This is a genomic window from Candidatus Rhabdochlamydia sp. W815 (genome assembly GCF_018642185.1).
Lineage (GTDB): Bacteria > Chlamydiota > Chlamydiia > Chlamydiales > Rhabdochlamydiaceae > Rhabdochlamydia > Rhabdochlamydia oedothoracis.
Map to the genome: position 1 here is coordinate 693 of NZ_JAAVTY010000143.1, position 2,257 is coordinate 2,949.

The following is a 2,257-nucleotide window of genomic DNA, read 5'->3' on the forward strand; positions in this document are numbered from 1 at the left end:
GCTATGGAAAAATTGCGAAAGAAAACTACATACAAGCCTGAATATGGTGGTTCTTGCTTTTATTGCTCTACTTTTGAAAAGATTTTAAACAGGCTCTTAAATAAATCTATAGGAAGATTTAGTTCTTTTTAAGTTTTTAATGATTGGTTTTTCAGACTTTCTTTTAAAGTATGGGCTAACTCTCTTCGTAATTGCCTTCCATCAAGAGTCAGACTGGAAGAAGCCTGCTCCAAAGAATCAGCGGATAATCTTTTTTCAATAAATTCTAAAGCATGTGCTCCGCAATCTACTCTATTCCATAAAGATTGAGGATAATTTATATTACGAATAATTGAAGGGTTTTGATCAGGGAAAAGAGCTTTACTGAGCTCCTCTAAAAACTTTTGAGTCGGTTCATTCCATTCTGCTAGATTGCGATCTACTGATCTAACAAAGATGGAATAAACTCGGTTTCCTTTAGGATCAAAATACTCTATTTTCTCATCTTTTAAGTTAATAACAGCTACTACGATATGTTGCTCGCGAAGGAAATTTCCCGCTAATAAGAAAGGCACAAAAAACAAAGAACCGTTTTTTTCTTTTGCTTCTTTTACTTCAACCTCAATTGTTTTTAGAAATTCATTACAGCTAGGTCTTAATTTATTTAAAAGACGCATATTAAAATGAAAAGCAGGATTTATATTTTTTAAATAATCCAAGTAAACTTCTGCTGAAGAAGGACCTAAACAGCCCGAGGATTCAAATTGTGCAATCACTCGTTCATACTCTTCTTTTTTGACTTCTAAGGGTTTTGGAAGATTTTCACTTAACATATCAACAAAATCTTCTTCTTCATCTAAATCTAAGTTATTTTTATCTAGTGTTTTTTGGACTAAAGTCTCTGAAGCAACCTCAGCTGTTTTTTGTGTATCAGGTCTTTCATTTTTACTCCAAATAGCGACTAGCTTTTTCCATGCAAAATAAGAGCCAATTACAGTAGGAAGGGTTAAAATGGCCACCGCAACCCAGCCTAAGGACTGAATGATCTTTAAAGGATTAAAGATAAATGATTGTTTATTATTAATTTGATTTATTTTCATTTATAAGTACCAGTTTTAAGTTTTTATCTAATTATATAATAAACTCGTTAGTCTTTTCAAGTTTGAAGTGCACAGAAGAATTAAAAAAAAGAATAGGCAGGCGATGAAAGAATCTCTATTGTGATTTTTAACAATCAAACACAAAAAGAGACCTTGCCTAAAGGCTACCATCACCTAACCTATGACCAAAGATGTCAGATTTATATTTTACAAGCTAGAGGAGATACATCTAGCTCAATAGCAACCATTCTAAAAGTTCATCATAGCACTATTAGTAGGGAACTTAAGAGAAATAAAGGGCAACGAGGATACCGTCATCAGCAAGCTCAAGAAAAAGCATTTCTTAGAAAAAATTCTCAGCCCAATAAAAAAATGACTCCTCAAATAGTTACCCGTATTGAAGAAAAAATCAAGTTGCAATGGAGCCCTATACTCGTTTGCATTCAAATTAAGAGTTTTAATACATAAACATTTTTATACAAAAGATAACATCTTCTTGCAAGATAGAGCAGTTTTTTCAAAAAAACCTAGTTATGCAATTCTTAATTTGAAATCAATCTAGTATATAGTGGTTCCGATTTAATCACATAGAAAAATATAGGATTAACAACAAGTTTCAAGTCTTTGACTTGAAACCTATTAAGCTATCCGTTTGAATTGGCACTACTATATACGATTGAATCGGAATCACTATATACAAATATCCGGATGGCTTAAAAGACATGGTAAAGAACATGTTAGTCATGAGACCATCTATAATCATATCTGGAAAGATAAACGACAGGGAGGACAGCTTTATAGAGAGCTCCGTCATCGAGGGAAAAAATATAACAAGCAGAGAAAGGGAACTTCTGGAAGAGGGAACAGCCCTGGTCGTATAAAACTGCAGAGGAAGTAAGTCAAGCGTTAATTGAACAACTTAAACCTATCAAAGATTTTGTACACACATTAACAGCAGACAACGGAAAAGAATTTGCCTATCACCAAATGGTTAGTTTCGAGCTAGAGACAGACTTCTAATTTGCAACGCCCTACCATTCTTGGGAAAGAGGCTTAAATGAGCATACAAACGGACTAGTTAGGCAATATTTTCCTAAAACACAAGGCTTTTTAGATACGACTTCCAAGGATATGGAAGGGGTGGAAACTTATGCTAAATAACAGACCTAGAAAGGCTC

General features: G+C 33.7%; 3 protein-coding genes. 2 read left to right on the top strand and 1 reads right to left on the bottom strand.

The window, feature by feature from the left end:
- Positions 1–128: 128 nt before the first annotated feature.
- A complete protein-coding gene (locus RHOW815_RS07565; RefSeq protein ID WP_215217707.1) occupies positions 129–1,079 on the bottom strand; it encodes a Ulp1 family isopeptidase in 951 nt (316 codons plus the stop codon).
- Between the two features lie 120 nt (positions 1,080–1,199).
- Between RHOW815_RS07565 and RHOW815_RS07570 the strand changes: the two genes are divergently transcribed.
- On the top strand, positions 1,200–1,547 hold the full coding sequence (locus RHOW815_RS07570; protein ID WP_215217708.1) for a helix-turn-helix domain-containing protein: 348 nt from the start codon (positions 1,200–1,202) through the stop codon (positions 1,545–1,547).
- Positions 1,548–1,731: 184 nt separating this feature from the next.
- Complete coding sequence (locus RHOW815_RS07575; RefSeq protein WP_215217709.1) at positions 1,732–1,977, top strand: hypothetical protein; 246 nt, start codon at positions 1,732–1,734, stop codon at positions 1,975–1,977.
- The last annotated feature ends 280 nt before the right edge of the window (positions 1,978–2,257 follow it).

Bases quoted from the DNA above. Each gene is read 5' to 3' on its own strand.
- RHOW815_RS07565 (WP_215217707.1), bottom strand. From the start codon at position 1,079: ATGAAAATAAATCAAATTAATAATAAACAATCATTTATCTTTAATCCT.